This window comes from Kutzneria sp. CA-103260 (assembly GCF_018263855.1).
Classification (GTDB): domain Bacteria; phylum Actinomycetota; class Actinomycetes; order Mycobacteriales; family Pseudonocardiaceae; genus Kutzneria.
On sequence record NZ_CP073318.1, the window covers coordinates 5,143,694 to 5,161,254 of the forward strand.

At 70.8% G+C, this 17,561-nt stretch carries 16 protein-coding genes; 10 read left to right on the forward strand and 6 right to left on the reverse strand.

Features of this window, described 5'->3' with window-relative positions; all coding sequences use genetic code 11:
- Positions 1–54: 54 nt before the first annotated feature.
- Positions 55–1,020, reverse strand: coding sequence for a heme o synthase (locus JJ691_RS22240; protein WP_211770646.1), 966 nt, complete (start codon positions 1,018–1,020; stop codon positions 55–57).
- Between the two features lie 296 nt (positions 1,021–1,316).
- On the opposite strand from JJ691_RS22240, the gene tkt reads away from it, so the two are divergent.
- The 9 genes from tkt to JJ691_RS22285 all read left to right on the forward strand — a co-directional run bounded on the left by tkt (position 1,317) and on the right by JJ691_RS22285 (position 11,426).
- Positions 1,317–3,413: a transketolase gene (gene tkt, locus JJ691_RS22245; protein WP_211770647.1), complete on the forward strand. Its 2,097-nt coding sequence runs from the start codon at positions 1,317–1,319 to the stop codon at positions 3,411–3,413.
- Between the two features lie 3 nt (positions 3,414–3,416).
- Positions 3,417–4,529, forward strand: a complete 1,113-nt coding sequence (tal, locus tag JJ691_RS22250; RefSeq protein ID WP_211770648.1) for a transaldolase — start codon at positions 3,417–3,419, stop codon at positions 4,527–4,529.
- Between the two features lie 12 nt (positions 4,530–4,541).
- Entirely contained in the window at positions 4,542–6,167 is a 1,626-nt protein-coding gene (locus JJ691_RS22255; RefSeq protein WP_211771645.1) for a glucose-6-phosphate isomerase, read from the forward strand.
- Positions 6,164–7,690: a glucose-6-phosphate dehydrogenase gene (gene zwf / locus JJ691_RS22260; protein WP_211770649.1), complete on the forward strand. Its 1,527-nt coding sequence runs from the start codon at positions 6,164–6,166 to the stop codon at positions 7,688–7,690. Before JJ691_RS22255 ends, zwf begins: the two co-directional genes overlap by 4 nt.
- Positions 7,687–8,763, forward strand: a complete 1,077-nt coding sequence (gene opcA, locus JJ691_RS22265) for a glucose-6-phosphate dehydrogenase assembly protein OpcA (RefSeq protein ID WP_211770650.1) — start codon at positions 7,687–7,689, stop codon at positions 8,761–8,763. Before zwf ends, opcA begins: the two co-directional genes overlap by 4 nt.
- Positions 8,760–9,494, forward strand: coding sequence for a 6-phosphogluconolactonase (pgl, locus tag JJ691_RS22270; RefSeq protein WP_249228113.1), 735 nt, complete (start codon positions 8,760–8,762; stop codon positions 9,492–9,494). The genes opcA and pgl overlap by 4 nt, the downstream gene beginning before the upstream one ends.
- Before the next feature lie 144 nt (positions 9,495–9,638).
- The gene (locus tag JJ691_RS22275; protein ID WP_211770651.1) at positions 9,639–10,439 is read left to right on the forward strand and encodes an alpha/beta fold hydrolase; all 801 of its coding nucleotides are present in this window, start codon (positions 9,639–9,641) and stop codon (positions 10,437–10,439) included.
- On the forward strand, positions 10,432–10,980 hold the full coding sequence (locus tag JJ691_RS22280; protein ID WP_211770652.1) for a cysteine hydrolase family protein: 549 nt from the start codon (positions 10,432–10,434) through the stop codon (positions 10,978–10,980). The genes JJ691_RS22275 and JJ691_RS22280 overlap by 8 nt, the downstream gene beginning before the upstream one ends.
- Positions 10,977–11,426 carry an AAA family ATPase gene (locus JJ691_RS22285; RefSeq protein WP_249228114.1) on the forward strand — a complete coding sequence of 150 codons (450 nt, stop codon included), beginning with the start codon at positions 10,977–10,979 and terminating at the stop codon, positions 11,424–11,426. The genes JJ691_RS22280 and JJ691_RS22285 overlap by 4 nt, the downstream gene beginning before the upstream one ends.
- Here JJ691_RS22285 and JJ691_RS22290 read toward each other — a convergent pair.
- The 4 genes from JJ691_RS22290 to JJ691_RS22305 form a co-directional block, all read right to left on the reverse strand.
- Complete coding sequence (locus JJ691_RS22290) at positions 11,419–11,946, reverse strand: TetR/AcrR family transcriptional regulator (protein ID WP_211770653.1); 528 nt, start codon at positions 11,944–11,946, stop codon at positions 11,419–11,421. The genes JJ691_RS22285 and JJ691_RS22290 overlap by 8 nt on opposite strands.
- A gap of 150 nt (positions 11,947–12,096) precedes the next feature.
- Positions 12,097–12,888 carry an SGNH/GDSL hydrolase family protein gene (locus JJ691_RS22295; RefSeq protein WP_211770654.1) on the reverse strand — a complete coding sequence of 264 codons (792 nt, stop codon included), beginning with the start codon at positions 12,886–12,888 and terminating at the stop codon, positions 12,097–12,099.
- Between the two features lie 150 nt (positions 12,889–13,038).
- Complete coding sequence (locus JJ691_RS22300; RefSeq protein ID WP_211770655.1) at positions 13,039–13,947, reverse strand: acetamidase/formamidase family protein; 909 nt, start codon at positions 13,945–13,947, stop codon at positions 13,039–13,041.
- Between the two features lie 38 nt (positions 13,948–13,985).
- Positions 13,986–15,119 carry a glycosyltransferase gene (locus JJ691_RS22305; RefSeq protein WP_211770656.1) on the reverse strand — a complete coding sequence of 378 codons (1,134 nt, stop codon included), beginning with the start codon at positions 15,117–15,119 and terminating at the stop codon, positions 13,986–13,988.
- 68 nt (positions 15,120–15,187) lie between these two features.
- Between JJ691_RS22305 and JJ691_RS22310 the strand changes: the two genes are divergently transcribed.
- Positions 15,188–16,048: a GNAT family N-acetyltransferase gene (locus JJ691_RS22310; RefSeq protein WP_211770657.1), complete on the forward strand. Its 861-nt coding sequence runs from the start codon at positions 15,188–15,190 to the stop codon at positions 16,046–16,048.
- Here JJ691_RS22310 and JJ691_RS22315 read toward each other — a convergent pair.
- On the reverse strand, positions 16,016–17,515 hold the full coding sequence (locus tag JJ691_RS22315; RefSeq protein ID WP_211770658.1) for a DUF4419 domain-containing protein: 1,500 nt from the start codon (positions 17,513–17,515) through the stop codon (positions 16,016–16,018). The two genes, JJ691_RS22310 and JJ691_RS22315, sit on opposite strands and share 33 nt — an antisense overlap.
- Between the last annotated feature and the right edge of the window lie 46 nt (positions 17,516–17,561).

The window sequence follows — 17,561 nt, forward strand, 5'->3', positions numbered from 1 at the left end:
AACGAGAGGAATGGTCCTTTCCAAACGCGAGGCGTCGCCCGATCGGGGGTTCGCTCAGAAGGGCCAGCCGAACGTGGGCAGGCCCACAACGGCGTCCGCGGCCAGGGCCACGAACACCAGCATCAGATAGGTGTTGGAGAGGTGGAACAGCTTCATCGGGTTGCCCTCCTGGCCCCGCCGCACCTCATTGTGCAAACGGTGGGCGAACACCAGGAACCAGGCGCCGAACACGACGGCGAACACTCCGTAGATCCAGCTGGTCGCGGGCAGCAACAGCAGCGACAGGCCGACCATCGCCCAGGAGTAGGCGACAATCTGTCGGGAAACCTCTACCCGAGTTGCCACCACCGGCAGCATGGGCACGTTCACGGCGGCGTAGTCGTCCTTGAACTTCATCGCCAGCGCCCAGAAATGCGGGGGCGTCCAGCAGAAGATCACGCCGAACATCACCAGCGGCTGCCAGCCGACGGTGCCGGTGACCGCGGACCAGCCGATCACCACCGGCATGCAGCCGGCGGCCCCGCCCCACACGATGTTCTGCGCGGTCCGCCGCTTGAGCACCATCGTGTAGATGAGGACGTAGAACATGATGGTGGCCACGGCCAGCACCGCGGACAGCAGGTTGGTGGTCAGCCACAGGAAGGCGAACGAGGCCACGCCCAGCGCCAGGCCGAAGATCAGCGCGTTGCGGACCGGCACCGTGTGCTTGGCCAGCGGGCGGGCCTTGGTCCGCTTCATCACCGCGTCGATGTCGGCGTCCCAGACGCAGTTGAGCGCGTTGGCACTGCCGGCGGCCATGGTGCCGCCGAGCAGGGTGGCCAGCACCAGCCACAGGGACGGAATTCCACGCTGTGCGAGCAACATCGCTGGGATCGTCGTCACCAGCAGCAGTTCGATCACGCGCGGTTTCATCAGGGCGATGTAGGCCCCGAGCACGGCGCGCGCGGAGCGACCGGATGTGGTGGTGGCGTCGACGGCGGTGCTGCCAGGCATTCCCTTGGCGGGGCTCACCGGCGGCATCTCGCTCCTCGAATCGGACAGTTGACAAGAATGGGGACCGACGTCGGGTCCGTCGATCGTCAGAATCGTAACCGCGTGCCCCCGGCCCGCACTTGTGGGGTCGTTGCGACGTCCCTCACGACCCACTCGGCCACGTTGAGATCACATTTTCGACAGCTCGGGACTAGGCTTGCCGACGACGACCCAAGCGAGCGGGATGGGCTGGGCACGGTCGGCTCTCGGGATCGATCCAGAGCCTGCCGACCAGCGCCGTCACGGCCTGTTCCGCCTGACGTGAAGAGTGGGAGCTCAGGTCCGTGTCCGACACCGACGAAGTCACCCGGCTGACCACCGCCCATCTGCCCCAGGACTGGACCGAGCTGGACAAGCGCGCGGTTGACACGGTCCGGGTGCTGGCCGCCGACGCGGTGCAGAAGGCCGGCAACGGCCACCCAGGCACCGCGATGAGCCTGGCCCCGACCGCGTACACCCTGTTCCAGCGCGTGATGCGGCACGACCCGACCGACCCGAACTGGCTGGGCCGGGACCGGTTCGTGCTGTCCGCCGGGCACTCCAGCCTGACCCTGTACCTGCAGCTGTTCCTGTCCGGCTACGGACTGGAGCTCGACGACATCAAGGCGCTGCGGACCTGGGGCTCCAAGACCCCGGGCCACCCCGAGGTGCACCACACCGCCGGCGTGGAGATCACCACCGGCCCGCTGGGCAGCGGCCTGGCCTCCGCGGTCGGCATGGCGATGGCGGCCCGCCGCGAGCGCGGCCTGTTCGACCCGGACGCCGCGCCCGGCCAGAGCCCGTTCGACCACCACGTCTACGTGATCGCCTCCGACGGCGACATCGAGGAGGGTGTCACCTCCGAGGCGTCCTCGCTGGCCGGCACCCAGCAGCTGGGCAACCTGGTCCTGATCTACGACGACAACAAGATCTCGATCGAGGACGACACCGCCATCGCCCTGTCGGAGGACACCGGCAAGCGGTACGAGGCCTACGGCTGGCACGTGCAGCACGTCGACAGCGGCGAGAACGTGCAGGGCCTGTTGGCGGCCATCGAGGCGGCCAAGGCCGTCACCGACCGTCCCTCGATCATCGTGCTGCGCACGATCATCGGCTTCCCGGCGCCGACCAAGATGAACTCGGGCAAGGCCCACGGCGCGGCCCTGGGCGAGGACGAGATCGTCGAGATCAAGAAGATCCTCGGCTTCGACCCCGAGGTGAAGTTCCCGGTCGAGGACGAGGTGCTGGCGCACGCCCGCAAGGCCGTCGAGCGGGGCAACGCGGCGCACGTGGAGTGGCAGAAGTCCTTCGACGTGTGGGCCGCGGCCAACCCGGAGCGCAAGGCGCTGCTGGACCGGCTGATCGCCCGCGAGCTGCCGGCCGGCTGGGCCGAGAAGCTGCCGACCTGGAGCCCGGACCCCAAGGGCGTGGCCACCCGCAAGGCGTCCAACGAGGTGCTGTCGGCGCTGGGCGAGGTGCTGCCGGAGCTGTGGGGCGGCTCGGCCGACCTGGCCGAGAGCAACCTCACCACGATCAAGGGCGCGGACTCGTTCGGCCCGACCTCGATCGCCACCAAGGAGTGGAAGGCCACCCCGTACGGCCGGACGCTGCACTTCGGCATCCGCGAGCACGCCATGGGCATGATCCTCAACGGCATCGCCCTGCACGGCCCGACCCGCCCGTACGGCGGCACCTTCCTCGTGTTCAGCGACTACATGCGGCCGGCGGTCCGGCTGGCGGCGCTGATGGGGATCCCGGTCACCTACGTGTGGACGCACGACTCGATCGGCCTCGGCGAGGACGGCCCCACGCACCAGCCGATCGAGCACTACGCGGCGTTGCGGGCGATCCCGGGCCTGTCGTTCGTCCGCCCCGGCGACGCCAACGAGACGGCGTTCGCGTGGCGGGCCCTGGTGTCCCGGCACGACCACCCGACCGGTCTGGCCCTGAGCCGGCAGAACCTGCCGGTCCTGGAGGGCACCGACGCCGAGGGCGTGGCCAAGGGCGGCTACGTGCTGGCCGACGCCGGCAACGGCGAGCCGCAGCTGGTGATCATCGCCACTGGCTCCGAGCTGCAGATCGCGGTCGAGGCGCGGAAGGTGCTCGAGGCCGAGGGCGTTGCAACCCGTGTGGTGTCCATGCCGTGTGTCGAGTGGTTCGACGAGCAGGACCAGTCCTACCGGGACCAGGTGCTCCCGCCGTCCGTGAAGGCACGCGTGACGGTCGAGGCGGGCATCGCCCAGCCGTGGTACCGGTTCGCCGGCGACGCGGGTGAGATCGTCTCGATTGAACACTTCGGGGCATCCGCTGACTATCAGACGTTGTTCCGCGAGTTCGGCTTCACGACCGAGCACGTCGTCGAGGCCGCACGCCGAAGCATCGCCAAGGTGGAGGGAAAGTAGAAGATGAGCGCCAACAACTTGGCCGCGCTCAGCGAGGCCGGCGTGTCGATCTGGCTCGACGACCTGTCGCGCAGCCGGCTGCAGACCGGCAACCTGGTCGGCCTGATCAAGGACAAGCACGTCGTCGGGGTGACCACCAACCCGACGATCTTCGCCGGCGCGCTGTCGCACGGCGAGGCCTATGACGAGCAGGTGCGCGAGCTGGCCGCCCGCGGCGCCGACGTGGACGCGGTGGTGCGCGAGCTGACCACCACCGACGTGCGCAACGCGTGCGACGTGTTCCGCGAGACCTACCAGGCCTCCGGCGGCAAGGACGGCCGGGTGTCGATCGAGGTCGAGCCGGGCCTGGCCCACGACACCGAGGGCACCGTCGCGCAGGCGCTTGACCTGTGGAAGACGGTCGACCGCCCGAACCTGATGGTGAAGATCCCGGCCACCGTCGAGGGCCTGCCGGCGATCACCCGCACCCTGGCCGAGGGCGTCAGCGTGAACGTGACGCTGATCTTCTCGGTGCAGCGCTACCTGGACGTGATGGACGCCTTCATCGCCGGCATCGAGCAGGCGAAGGCCAACGGCCACGACATCGCCAAGATCCACTCGGTGGCCTCGTTCTTCGTGTCCCGAGTGGACACCGAGGTGGACAAGCGGCTCAAGGCCATCGGCACCCCGGAGGCCGAGGCGCTGCTGGGCGAGGCGGCCATCGCCAACGCCCGGCTGGCCTACGCCGCCTACGTCGGCGCGTTCAGCACGCCGCGCTGGCAGGAGCTGGCCGCCGCCGGCGCGCACGCGCAGCGTCCGCTGTGGGCCTCCACCGGTGTGAAGGACCCGAACTACTCCGACACCCGCTACGTCGACGAGCTCGTGGTCGACAACGTGGTGAACACCATGCCGGAGAAGACCCTGGACGCGGTGGCCGACCACGCCAACCTGCGCGGCGACACGGTCAGCAACACCGAGGAGCAGGCCCAGGAGACGTTCGACGCCCTGGAGCAGGCCGGCATCGACATCGACGACGTCTACGACGTGCTGGAGACCGAGGGCGTCGACAAGTTCGTCAAGTCCTGGGCCGAGCTGCTCGAGACCGTGCAGGGCCAGCTCGACAAGGCGAAGGGCTGATAAGCAGTGGGGATTTCCGTCGACATCGTCCACGACGGGCTCGCGGAGAAGGCGCGCCCGCTGGTCGACCAGCTGATCGCGGACAAGGTCGCGTCCAAGCTGGCCGCGCAGGACCCGACGCTGTGGGGGCCGGACGCCGAGCCCGAGGCGTCCATCCGGCTGTCCTGGACCACGCTGCACGACAGCTCCCGGCCGCTGGTCGGGGAGATCGAGGCGCTGCGGGCCGAACTGGCCGGCGAGGGCATCGACCGGATCGTGCTGGCCGGCATGGGCGGCTCGTCGCTGGCCCCGGAGGTGATCACCGCGACCGCCGGCGTGCCGCTGGTCGTGCTGGACACCACCGACCCGGGCCAGGTAGCCGACGCGCTGGCCGGTGACCTGCCCCGCACCGCCATCGTGGTGTCGTCCAAGTCCGGCGGCACCGTGGAGACCGACAGCCACCGGCGCATCTTCGAGAAGGCGTTCACGGACGCCGGCATCGACGCCAAGAGCCGCATTGTGGTCGTCACCGACCCGGGCTCGCCGCTGGAGAAGATGGCCACCGAAGCGGGCTACCGCAAGGTGTTCACCGCCGATCCGCACGTGGGTGGCCGCTACTCGGCGCTGACCGCGTTCGGCCTGGTGCCGGCCGGCCTGGCCGGCGCGGACATCGGCCAGCTGCTGGACGACGCGGACGCGGCGTTCAAGCTGCTGTCCCAGGACGACGACACCAACCCCGCCCTGTGGCTGGGGGCAGCCTGGGGTGCGGCGCACGCGCAGGGCGCGGAGAAGGTCATCCTGGCCGACACCGGTTCCGGCGTGAAGGGCTTCCCCGACTGGGCGGAGCAGCTGATCGCCGAGTCCACCGGCAAGCAGGGCGTCGGCCTGCTCCCGGTGGCGGTGGAGAACGCGGACGCGCCGGGCTTCGTCACCGCCGGCACCGACGCCACCCCGATCGCCATCGGCCCGGACGTGGACGCGGCGTTCATGAGCACCGCGGGCGAGCTCGGCGGCCTGTTCCTGCTGTGGGAGTTCGCCACCGCGATCGCCGGCCGGCTGATCGGCATCAACCCGTTCGACCAGCCCGACGTGGAGGCCGCCAAGGCCGCCGCCCGCGCCCTGCTGACAGCGTTTACTTCATCTGGGCCGGTCGGTGGCGAGACCGAGGCCGCGCCGAACCTGACCATCGGCTCGGTCGAGGTGTACGAGAGCGGCGAGTGGCTGCCGCCGACCGCGTCGACCCTGGCCGACGTGCTCAACGCCTTCCTGGCCGCCGCGCCGGACCACGGCTACGTGGCCGTGCAGGCCTACCTGGACCGGCTCGACGACGCCTCCGCCGCCGTGCTGCGGCCGGCGGTGGCCCGGGCCAGCCGCCTGCAGACCACGTTCGGCTGGGGCCCGCGGTTCCTGCACTCGACCGGCCAGTACCACAAGGGCGGTCACCAGAACGGCGTGTTCCTCCAGGTCACCGGCGCGGTCGTGGAAGACCTCGCGGTGCCGGACCGCCCGTACACGCTGGGCGTGCTCCAGCACGCGCAGGCGCTGGGCGACGGCTCGGTGCTCGCCGAGCACGGCCGCCCGGTGCTCCGTCTGCACCTGACCGACCGGGCCGCCGGCCTGGTCGAGCTGACCAAGGCCGTCCAGGAGGTCAAGAGGTGAGCAGCTGGCGCAACCCGCTGCGGGACGAGCGCGACAAGCGGCTGCCCAGGATCGCCGGCCCGTGCGGCCTGGTGATCTTCGGCGTGACCGGCGACCTGTCGCGCAAGAAGCTCATGCCCGCCATCTACGACCTGGCCAACCGGGGCCTGCTGCCGCCGGGCTTCGCGCTGACCGGCTTCGCCCGCCGGGACTGGGCCAACGAGGACTTCGGCGAGGTCGTGCACGAGGCGGTCAAGCAGCACGCCCGCACGCCCTACCGGGCCGAGGTCTGGAACCAGCTGTCCGAGGGCATCCGGTTCGTGCAGGGCACCTTCGACGACGACAACGCGTTCGACAACCTGGCCAAGACCGTGCGTGAGCTCGACGAGCAGCGCGGCACCGGCGGCAACCACGCGTTCTACCTGTCGATCCCGCCCGGCGCGTTCCCGGTCGTGACCAAGCAGCTGTCCCGGGCCGGCCTGGCCGACCAGGACGCCGAGCAGTGGCGCCGGGTCGTCATCGAGAAGCCCTTCGGCCACGACCTGAAGTCGGCCAAGGAGCTCAACAACGTCGTCAACGACGTGTTCCCCGAGGAGTCGGTGTTCCGCATCGACCACTACCTCGGCAAGGAGACGGTGCAGAACATCCTGGCGCTGCGCTTCGCCAACCAGATGTTCGAGCCGATCTGGAACGCCAACTACGTGGACCACGTGCAGATCACCATGGCCGAGGACATCGGCCTGGGTGGTCGCGCCGGCTACTACGACGGCATCGGCGCGGCCCGCGACGTGATCCAGAACCACCTGCTCCAGCTGATGGCGCTGACCGCGATGGAGGAGCCGGTCTCCTTCCACCCGCGGGCGCTGCGCGCGGAGAAGATCAAGGTGCTGTCGGCGGCGCGGGTTCCCACGCCGTACGACGAGACCTGCGCGCGGGGCCAGTACGTCGGCGGGTGGCAGGGCGGGCAGAAGGTGCTCGGCCTGCTGGAGGAGGGCGGCTTCGCACCGGACTCCAAGACCGAGACCTACGCCGGCATCACGTTGGAGGTCAACACCCGCCGCTGGGCCGGTGTGCCGTTCTACCTGCGGCACGGCAAGCGTCTGGGCCGCAAGGTCACCGAGATCGCCGTGGTGTTCAAGCGGGCCCCGCACCTGCCGTTCGACTCCACGGCCACCGAGGAGCTGGGACAGAACGCCCTGGTCATCCGGGTGCAGCCGGACGAGGGCGTGACCATGCGGTTCGGCTCCAAGGTGCCGGGCAACACCATGGAGGTCCGGGACGTCACCATGGACTTCGGCTACGGCCACGCCTTCACCGAGTCCTCGCCCGAGGCCTACGAGCGGCTCATCCTGGACGTGCTGCTCGGTGAGCCGTCGCTGTTCCCGATGAACGAAGAGGTCGAGCTGTCCTGGCAGATCCTGGACCCGGTGCTGGAGCACTGGGCCAAGCAGGGCATGCCGGAGGGCTACGCCCCCGGCAGCTGGGGTCCGCCCTCGGCCGACGAGATGCTCACCCGCACCGGTCGTCATTGGAGGCGCCCGTGATCATCGACCTGCCGTCCACCACGACCGCCCAGGTCAACAGCAAGCTGGTGGAGGTCCGCGAGACCGGCGGCGCCGTGGCGCTGGGCCGGGTGCTCACGCTGGTGATCGTCACCGACGACAGCGCGAAGACCGAGGAGGCCATCCAGGCGGCCAACGAGGCCAGCCGCGAGCACCCGTGCCGGGTGATCGTGCTGGCCCGCGGGGCCCGCAAGGCGGCCGCCCGGCTGGACGCCCAGATCCGGGTCGGCGGCGACGCCGGGGCCAGCGACGTGGTGGTGCTGCGGCTGTACGGGCCGCTGGCCGACCAGGCCGCCAGCTGCGTGGTGCCGCTGCTGCTGCCGGACGCGCCGGTGGTGGCGTGGTGGCCGTCCGAGGCGCCCGACGTGCCGGCCGAGGACGCCATCGGCCAGCTGGCCACCCGCCGGATCACCGACTCGGCCGCCGAGAAGAACCCGATCAAGGCGTTGGAGCAGCGTCGAAAGTCCTATGTGGACGGTGACTCCGACCTGGCCTGGACCCGGCTGACCAACTGGCGGGCCCAGCTGGCGGCGGCGCTGGACCTGCCGCCGTACGAGAAGGTCACCGGCGCCTCGGTGATCGGCGAGGCCGACTCGCCGTCCTCGGAGCTGCTGGCCGGCTGGTTCGCCTCGCGGCTGAACGTGCCGGTGAGCCGGGCCAAGGCCACCACCGGCGAGGGCATCGTCCAGGTGACGCTGCAGCGCCGGTCCGGGGCGGTCGATCTGCTCCGGCCGGACGCCAAGACCGGCACCCTCACCCAGCCCGGACAGCCGGACCGCCGGATCGCGTTGCAGCGCCGGTCGGTTCGCGACTGCCTGGCCGAGGAGCTGCGGCGGCTGGACCCGGACGAGATCTACAAGGACGCCCTGATGGCCGTCCCGAAGGTCAGCAAGGCCCGCAACGCCGTCACCCCGACGGCTCCCTCGAAGCCCACCGCCGCTTCGAAGGCCGCTGCCAAGGCTTCGGCCAAGGCGGAGAAGGCCGAGGCCCCCGCGGCCGAGGCCAAGCCGAAGCGGGCCGCCTCGAAGAAGGCGTCCGCCAAGGCCGACTCGTGACCGGTGCCACCGATGTTGTGGTGCACAGCGGCGGCGACCTCCTGGCCGCCGCCGCTGCGGCCCGCCTGATCACCAAGCTCGTCGACGCCCAGGCCGCCCGCGGCTCGGCGTCCTTGGTGCTCACCGGCGGGCGGACCGGCAACGCCGTGATGGAGCACGTGCGGGACAGTCCCGCCCGTGACGCCGTCGACTGGTCCCGGGTCGATTTCTACTGGGGCGACGAGCGTTTCCTGCCTTCGGGGCACGCCGACCGCAACGAGACCCAGGCCCGGGCGGCGCTGCTCGACCACATCGCCCTGGACCCCGCGCGGGTCCACGTGATGGAGCCGTCCGACGGCCGCTTCGGCGACGATCCCGACGCCGCGGCTGCCGCCTACGCCTCGGAGCTCGGTTCTCCGGTGCCGGCCTTCGACGTGCTGCTGCTGGGGGTTGGCGAAGAGGGGCACACCGCCTCCATCTTCCCCGACTCCCCCGCCGTGCACGAGGAGTCCTTGACGGTCGTCGCCGTGCGCGACTGCCCCAAGCCTCCGCCGACCCGGGTTTCCCTGACCCTGCCGGCCATCCGCCGCGCCACCGAGGTGTGGCTGATGACCACCGGCGAGGCCAAGGCCGATCCCGTGGCCCGCGCCCTGGCCGGCGCCTCCGAGGTGGAGATCCCCGCCGCCGGCGCCCGCGGTGTCAACCGCACCCTGTGGCTCCTGGATTCCTCAGCCGCCGCAAAGCTTCCCTAGAGTTTGGGTGTCTCCAAGACCCACAAACCCTTGGGAGCGCCACCGCTGACCGCCACAAACCCGATCGGGGTTTGTGGCGGTCAGCTGTCTCCGGGCCGGCGGTTTGTAGGTCTTGGAGACGCTCAAACCATTAGGCTGCCGGCCGTGGAGACCGACCTCACCCTCGCCGACGGCCGCACGCTGCGCGTCTACGACACCGGCTCCGGCGATCCCGTGTTCTGGCACCACGGCACGCCGCAGATCGGCGCCGTGCCCGCTCCTCTCCTTGCCCTGCCGGGGATTCGCTGGCTGTCCTACGACCGTCCCGGCTACGGCGGCTCCACCGCCGACCCCGGCCGCACCATCGGCTCGGCCGCCGCCGATGCCGCCTTCGTCGCCGATTCCCTTGGCGTCTCCCGCTTTTCCGTGCTCGGGCACTCCGGCGGCGCCAACCACGCCCTGGCCTGCGCCGCCCTGCTGCCCGAGCGGGTCGTCCACTGCGTGACGGTCGGCGCGCTGGCCCCGTTCAAGGCCGACGGCTTGGACTGGTGGGCCGGCATGGTCGCCCCCGAGGAACTGCGGGCCTCCGTCGCCGGCCGGGACGCGCTGGCCGAGGTGCTCGCCGCCGCCCTGTTCGACGAGAACTCCTTCACCGCCGCCGATCACGCCGCCGTTTCGGGCGCTTGGTCCGATCTCGGCCGCAACTCCGATCTCGCCACCGCCAACGGCCTCGACGGCATGATCGACGACGACCTGGCCTACGTCATGCCGTGGGGCTTCGCCGCGTCCGACGTCCGCTGCCCCACGCTGCTGCTGCACGGCGTCGAGGACCGGGTGATTCCCTTATCCCACGCCGAATGGCTCGCCCGCCACCTGCCGGCGGCCACCCTGCGTCCATCCTCTTCGGACGGTCACATCTCCGCTCTGGACCGCATTCTCGACGTGGTTGAATTCCTCCATGGCTAAGACCGCCCTGCTGCTGATGGACGTGCAGCGCGCCATCGTGTCGCGCTTCGACTCCGACCCCGACTACCTGCCCCGCCTGCGCCAGGCCGTCGACCATGCCCGGGCCGGCGACATGCTCGTCGGCTACGTCGTCGTCGGCTTCCGCCCCGGGCACCCCGAGGTCAACCCGGCCAACGCCATCTTCGGCCGCATGATCGGCACCGACGCCTTCACCCCCGCCGACCCCGGCGCCGAGATCCACCCCGACATCGCCCCCGCCCCCGGCGACCTCGTCTTCACCAAGAAGCGGGTCAGCGCCTTCGCCGGCAGCGACCTCGACCAGGTGCTCCGATCGTCCGATGTGGACAGTCTGGTCCTCACCGGCATCGCCACCAGCGGTGTCGTGCTCTCCACCGTCCGCCAGGCCTTCGACCTCGACTACCGCCTCACCGTCCTGTCCGACGGCTGCCTCGACAGCGACCCCGAGGTCCACCGCGTCCTCACCACCGCCGTCTTCCCCCGCCAGGCCGACGTGCTGACAGTGGCCGACTGGACCTCGTGACCAAGGTCCTCGTCACCGGCATGTCCGGCACCGGCAAGTCCACGGCACTCCGCGAACTGGCCGCGCGCGGGCACCGAACCGTCGACACTGACTCTTCCCGCTGGAGCCACTGGGCGGACAACGACTGGATCTGGCGCGAGGACGCCATGTCCGCGCTGCTCACGTCGCCTGGTCCCTTGTTCGTCGCCGGCTGCAAGACGAATCAAGGCCGCTTCTACTCCCGCTTCGACCACATCGTCCTACTCAGTGCCCCGGCATCCGTCCTGCTGGCCCGCGTCACCGCCCGCGCCGACAACCCGTACGGCAAGACCCCGGCCGAACGCGCCGAGATCCTCGCCAACCTGGCCACTGTCGAGCCCCTACTCCGCGCCACCTGCACCCTCGAGATCAACGCCATCGTCCCGGTGGCCGACGTCGTAGCGCGGCTGGAGACCCTGGTCAGCTGAGGCCGGCGAGGAAGCGGCGCAGGGCCCAATCGAAGTCGGCTTCTCCAGGTAGGTCGCCGTGGCCCAGAGGATGGCGGTTGAGCAGGTGGCCGAGCATGAGGTTGAACAGGGCCCGGTAGGCGCGGACGGCGTCGTCGCGGCTGAGGCCGTAGGCCTCGAAGGCGGCGACCACGGCCCAGGTGACCATGACGCCCTGGTGGGCGAGGAGTTCGCCATCGACGATGACGCGGGCGGCCCAGGGGTGCGCGGACAGGTAGTCGTGCATGGCGAGCCAGGCCGCGGGCAGGCGTTCGGCCGGTGGCAGGTCGGGGTCGGGACGTGGCATGGCGGCGGCAACCTCGTCGGCGAGCAGGGCGAGCAGCTCCCGGCGGTCGGCGATGTGCCGGTACAGCGACGCCTGCCCGGTGTCCAGGGCGGCGGCGACCACGCGCAGGGTGAGACCGTCCACACCGGACTCGTCGGCGATGCGCCACGCGGCGGCGACGATCATGTCCCGGCTCAGCCTCGCCACGCGCGCCACAGCGCCCACCCTAGCGACCAGTCGTCAGTCAGGTCAGCGAGCACGGTGGGCGGCCAACGGCTACGGGCTGGCCTTCGCCGCTTCCGCGGTCGTCGCGGTGCTCGGCCTGACCGTCACTTTGGGACGGTCAGGCCGAGCACCGCAAGGAAATCAGCCGGTGATCGCCTTCAGCGCACCGAAGTAGGCCTGGTGCCCCAGGGCGTTGGGGTGGTAGGACTCGTTCAGCTTGTCCCACTGCAGGCTGGTCATCCACTCCGTGTTGCCGGAGCAGAGCTCGTGGCCGGCGAACGCGGTGCGGGCGTCCACGAACTTGAAGCCGGCGTTGGCCGCCGCGGTCTGCAGGATGCCGTCCAGCACGTCGGTCCCGTTGTTCAGGGCCGACCGCTTGGTGTCGCTGAGCCCGACCCAGCAGCTGCCGCCGATCTTGTAGAAGCGCGGGTAGCCCATCACGACCACCTGGGCCGACGGGGCCTTGGCCCGGATGCCGCTGTAGAGGTTGGCCAGCGCCCCAGGCAGCACCGACTGGCCGGTGGCGACCGCCGCGTTGACGGCGTTGATGCAGGTGGAGTCGGCGAGGTTGAGGATGCAGGTCTCCAGCACGTTCACGAAGCCGACATCGTTGCCGCCGACCTGCACGGTGACCAGCGTGGTGTCCGGCGTCAGGCCGGCCGCCGCCTGGTTGACCACGTCGGCCACCACCGCGCCCGAGCAGGATTCCTCGACGTAGGTGGTGGTCGGGTGCGCGGCCTCCCAGAGCCGGCTGTAGGCCAGCGGGCCGCGGCGGCACGGGTCGTTGGGGTTGTCGTAGGTGTAGGTGCCCACGCCGACGGCGTAGGAGTCGCCGAGGGCGACGTATCTGCCCGCGGCTGCGGGGGCGGCGGCGGCCGTGGCGGGTAACAGGATCGCGAGGACAGGGACGAGCAGCAGGGCCAGACGACGCATGGATGCTCCGTTTTCCAAGGCATAGCGGACGATGCTGACGCGACCACTACGAGTAGCAGTTGGAACGTGACTCCGGTAGGTCCGCCGGTATCGTTCACACGCTGGTCAGCGCACCGTCAGGCGAAATCCCGTGCCCACCCGGGATTTCGTTCACGCACTGGTCAGCGCGCCGTCGGGCAGGACCGCGTGCACACCCCAGGTCTGGTTGGCCACCTGGGTGATCCGCAGATCCACCACCGTGCTGGCCAGGGCAAGGGCTGTCGTCCGGTCGACGCCGTACCCGACCGCCATCCAGTCCAACATGGCCGACAGGGCTTGCGCCGCGGCCTCGTTCAGGTCCGAATCAAAGCCGAACGTGATCTTTCCGGCCGGGGTGATCGCGTGTGCCGTCCGAATTGCCGGCTCTCGCACCAGATCCACCATCAGCCGCGTGGTCATGCCGCACTCCACCGCTGTGCCGCTCACCTCGCCGTCGCCCTGCGCCCCGTGACCGTCGCCCAGACACAGCAAGGCTTCCGGCACCGTGACCGGTAGGAACAGCGTCGAGCCCGCCACCAGCTCCCGGCAGTCGATGTTGCCGCCGCACGGCCTCGGCGGCACCGTCGAGTGCGGTCCCGGCTCCGCCGGCGTCAGCCCGATCACGCCCAGGAACGGCGCCAGCCGCACCTCGAACCCGAGCTGGTTCACCGCCTTACCGTCCGCGATGTCCCACGTCAACTCCACCGGCTCGCCCGGCACCACCCCCAGCCGCCGGTTCAGCGCGTTGTCCCGCACTGCCGCCACCGTGAAGCCCCAGTCGTCCGGCTGCAACGACTCCAGCCGGATCGCCAGCGCCATGCCCGGCTCCGCCCCGCGCACCGCGATCGGCCCGGTCAGGCAGTGCCCCTTCGGCTCCGGGATCAGCTTCAGGCCATGGATGTCCTTGGCCAGGTGCCCGGACGCGTTGAGGCTGCGCACAGTCAGCGTGTCGCCCGGGTCCACCGTCAGCACGGGCGCCCGGTCGCGGTCGAAGACGTCGGTGACGGTGTCGACGGTCGGCTCGAGTCGATGTTCAACCATCGGCTCATACTGCCTTCAACACGCGATCCAGTCAGCCCTCAGAGCACCGACCGACAGACCATGACCGGATCGGCCACCTCGGCGGCCGTCTTCGCGGCTTCATCGGCAGCGGCGGCGAAACGCTGATCCCCCAGCACCTTCACCACTGCCTCCCGCACAGCATCAGCCGTCGGCGGGCGAACGACGACGGCGCTGCCCTGACGGGCGGCGCGGTTGGCGAGCTCCCACTGGTCGCCGCCGCCGGGCACGGCCACGACGGGCACGCCGGCGAGCAAAGCCTTGGCCAGCAGGCCATGCCCCGCACCGCAGACGACAACATCGGCCTGGCGCAACAACTCGTCCTGGCCGCCGGCACCGGCCCGGGCCCAGTCCGGCAGGCGGTCCGGAGGCTGGAAGGTGGAGATCGCCGCCCGGACGCCCAGATTGTCCAGTGCGGCAAGGGTTGCGGACAGCATGTCGGTCGCACCGTTGACCGCAGTGGAAGGTGCGACCATCACCAGCGGCTGGTCGCCGGGCGGCGGCGTGAGGCCGGTGGGCACCGGATCCCACAGCAGCGGACCGACCACGTGGGCCTGCGGAGGCCAGTCCGGGCGGGGAACCTCAAGGGCCGGCAGGGTGGCGACCAACCGCGCGGCGGGCCCGGGATCCGTTGCCGGCAAACCGATTCCCTGCCGCGCGGCGGCCCGTTGCCGATGCCCTTGCCGTAGCGAGCGGGCGGTGGCCCGCCGGAGCAGCGCGTCACGAAGACGACCGCGGACACCGACACCGGGTGCGAGTCCGCTGCCGATCGGCGGCAGTCCGCGGGACGGCAGGTAGAGCGGATGCGGCGACAGCTCGACCCAGGGCAACCCGGTCAGCTCGGCGGCCATGCCGCCGCAGGTCGCCAGCACGTCTGACACGACAAGATCGGGGCTCAAGGCCGTCAGGGTCGGCACGAGATCGCGAGCCAGCTCGGCCGCCCGATCGTGCAGCCAACGCCCGATGTCGGCCTCGTGCCGCAACGTCAGCCACTCCAGCGGCGGCGCGTCGATCCCGGCGGCCATCGCGGCGTCACGCCAGCCATCGGTGGTGAGCAGCACCGGCTCGTCGCCGGCCGCCGCGAACCGCAGGCACAGCGCGACCGAGGGAAACACATGGCCGGCATCCGGCCCGGCGACGACGGCCACTCGCACATGCAGCAGACTCCCACACGAAAACCGGTTGCCGCGCGGCGACGCCGGTGGCGACACTGCGAGGCACCATGACAATTCGGACGCCACTGTTCTGCGGCACTGCCCTGGCCGAGCGCATCGAGCGGGTCGAGGCCCAGCTCGTCGCCCACGCCAGCGCCGCGGCCCGGGCCCGCCACGGCGACTCCGCCGGCTTCGTCCGCGAGATCGGCGGCGGTGTCGCCAGCTACGCCGAGGCCGACTCGCCGTTCAACAAGGTCGCCGGCCTCGGCTTCGCCGGTGTGCCCACCGAGGCCGAGCTGGCCGAGCTGGAACAGGCCTTCCACGACCTCGGCTCGCCGGTGACGGTCGAGCTGTCCAACCTGGCCGACCCGGCCATCGGCGAGCTGCTGACCGGCCGTGGCTACCGCTTGACCGGCTACGAGGACGTGCTCGGCCTGTCCCTCGACGGTCTGTCTGCCCCGGAGCCGCCGCCCGGCGTCGAGGTCCGCCTCAGCCGCGAGGACGACACCGACACGGCCCTGGACGTCATGATCGAGGCCCTGCTCACCCCCGACATCGAGGGCGTACCCTCGGCCGAGCACTTCCCCCGCGACGTCCTCGGCAACGTCATCCGCGACATGGACTCCACCGGCACCCGCCGCTACCTCGCCCTGATCGACGGCGTCCCGGTCGGCACCGGCAGCCTGCGTATCTCCGACGGCACCGCCTACTTCGCCGGCGCCGCCACCTCCGTGCGGCACCGCCGCCGCGGCGTGCAGACCGCCCTGATCGCCACCCGCCTGGCCGACGCCATCGCCGCCGGTTGCGACATCGCCACCGTCACCACCTCGCCCGGCAGCCGCTCCCAGCAGAACGTGCAGCGTCGTGGCTTCGACCTCCTCTACACCCGAGCGCTGCTACAGCTCGCCATCCAGCCAGTCGTCGCCTAGTTCCCCGCCCGCGCCGGTGCCCAGCTCGTCCAGCCGGCCGACCTCCAACCGGGCCGGGTCGTCGCCGTCGAGGATGACGTCCAGGATCATCGCCAGCGACGTGCCGAGCACCGGCACCTCGCTGTCCGGCCCGGCGGTCCGCGGCATCCGGCCGCCATCCGGTGCCAGGCGACACAGGATCCAGTGGAACTCCTGGCCGCGGGTGAGCATCGCGATAACTCGGCCGTCGGCGAGCTCGACCACGGCCCGCAGCTCGGACATCGACCACCGCTCAGCCGGCCGGATCCGCCACGAGCCGTCGGATGCAGCAGCGGAGCCGATCCGCTCGTAGAGCTCCACCAGCTCGGCTGAGGCGGCGAAATGCACCACCTGCACCGCCGGTGTCGTCTCGTGTTCCCGGACGAGGCGGTCGAGCACCGGCCCGAGCTGTGGGGTCGCCTCGGTCACGTGCCAGCCGACGATCGGCTTCAGCTGCCAGTTGCGGTCCTGGGTGACGCCGACCAGGCCGGCTTGCAGTGCCACGGCCGAGTGTCCCCTGGTCAGCCCCTTGGTGATGCGGACCACCGCCTGTGCCAGCGTGGCCGGCACCTGATCGGTCCGGATCGACGGGCACTCAAGGCGGCCCCGCTCGTCGGCCACGACGTTGCGCGGCTCGCCGATCGGCAGCTCCAGCAGCGGATTCGGGACGTTGGCGACGCCCTCATTCCTCAGGTACGGGTAGAACCGCGCCACCCACCCAGTGATCACCTCGCCGCCGTAGGCGTCGGCCGGGTTGTAGATGCGCTGCCAGAACCAGAGGTTCGGCTCGCCGCTCACGGCTCGGACGAACTCGTCGGCGATCGGCGCCAGCGACCGGGCCCACTTCGCCAACCCGAACTCCGGCAGCCGGTCCACCCGCGACCGGATCTTGCGCCAGTCCGCGGCCGTCCCGGTGAGCGTGATCCGCGGGATGCCGCAGACAAACCTCATCCAGTACGAGAAATACGGCGAATATCCGTCCAGCATCACCACCCTGCCAGCTGTTCGCTCCACCGCCGTGCTGGTGGTGAAGTCGCACTCGAACAGGTCCGCGCCTTCGGCCCTGGCCGCCACCTCCTTGCCGAAGTCGTCGATCAGCTGACGCCATCCGTCGGCGTCCTTCGGCATCGCGAAGACTTCCCGGACCAGCGCCTCACGGCCGGCGTGGTCGACCAGCCCAGGCCGCAGCTCCTCGGCGTGGAGCCGGATGTGCTGGGCCAGGCCCTGGACGATGGTCAGCCATACCGCGTCCGGTGACAGCACCAGCGGCCGGTGGCCGGCGAACGCCCGGGCGACCGCGTCGAGCAACGGGTGCACCCCGACCGGCTCGATCACCGGCGTGTCCGGGTCGCCGCCCAGCGCCAGCACGTCGTCGTACACCTCGGCCAGCCGCACGGTGGGCAATGGATCCCTCGCGGGGGTCACGTCGTCGACGCGAAAACTCGTCACGAAAAAACTCTAGGGTCGTGTCGATCCCGATGGACCTCCATTCGAC

Coding starts and splice junctions, on each gene's coding strand:
- JJ691_RS22240 (WP_211770646.1), bottom strand. CDS start 1,020: ATGCCGCCGGTGAGCCCCGCCAAGGGAATGCCTGGCAGCACCGCCGTC.
- JJ691_RS22300 (WP_211770655.1), bottom strand. CDS start 13,947: ATGGTTGAACATCGACTCGAGCCGACCGTCGACACCGTCACCGACGTC.
- JJ691_RS22310 (WP_211770657.1), top strand. CDS start 15,188: ATGACAATTCGGACGCCACTGTTCTGCGGCACTGCCCTGGCCGAGCGC.
- tal (WP_211770648.1), top strand. CDS start 3,417: ATGAGCGCCAACAACTTGGCCGCGCTCAGCGAGGCCGGCGTGTCGATC.
- JJ691_RS22280 (WP_211770652.1), top strand. CDS start 10,432: ATGGCTAAGACCGCCCTGCTGCTGATGGACGTGCAGCGCGCCATCGTG.
- JJ691_RS22295 (WP_211770654.1), bottom strand. CDS start 12,888: ATGCGTCGTCTGGCCCTGCTGCTCGTCCCTGTCCTCGCGATCCTGTTA.